The organism is Microbispora sp. H10949 (genome assembly GCF_014161435.1).
Taxonomy (GTDB): domain Bacteria; phylum Actinomycetota; class Actinomycetes; order Streptosporangiales; family Streptosporangiaceae; genus Microbispora; species Microbispora triticiradicis.
Window position 1 is genome coordinate 1 of sequence record NZ_JABBWZ010000041.1, and the last position, 708, is coordinate 708.

1 rRNA gene is annotated in these 708 nt (G+C 57.2%); it reads left to right on the top strand.

The annotated features are described in order from the left end of the window. Positions 1–76 precede the first annotated feature (76 nt). Positions 77–708 (top strand): 23S ribosomal RNA (locus HHX40_RS35490); the annotation flags it as partial.

The window sequence follows — 708 nt, forward strand, 5'->3', positions numbered from 1 at the left end:
GGGTGTTTGGTGGTGGGGTGGGCTGGTTTGCCTGGTTGTTGTTTGTGAATTGCATAGTGGACGCGAGCATCTTTGTGGCCAAGTTTTTTAGGGCACACGGTGGATGCCTTGGCATCAGGAGCCGATGAAGGACGTGGGAGGCTGCGTTAAGCCTCGGGGAGTCGCCAACCAGACGTTGATCCGGGGATGTCCGAATGGGGAAACCTAGCACCAGTCATGTGGTGTTGCCGCCGTCTGAATGTATAGGGCGGTTGGTGGTAACGCGGGGAAGTGAAACATCTCAGTACCCGTAGGAGAAGAAAACAATTTAGTGATTCCGTGAGTAGTGGTGAGCGAAAGCGGAGGAGGCTAAACCGTGCGCGTGTGATAGCCGGCGGGCGTTGCGTGTGCGGGGTTGTGGGACCTTCCGGGGGAGACCGCCGTCTCTTCAGGCAGTGAGAAATCGGTGGGGTAGTCGAACGCTCTGGGAAGGGCGGCCGTAGACCGTGAGAGCCGGGTAGGCGAAACCTTGTCGACTGTTGGGAGTGTTCCCGAGTAGCACGGGGCCCGAGAAATCCTGTGTGAATCTGCCAGGACCACCTGGTAAGCCTAAATACTTCCTGGTGACCGATAGTGAACTAGTACCGTGAGGGAAAGGTGAAAAGCGCCCCGGTGAGGGGTCGTGAAATAGTACCTGAAACCGTGTGCCTACAAGCCGTAGGAGCGTAG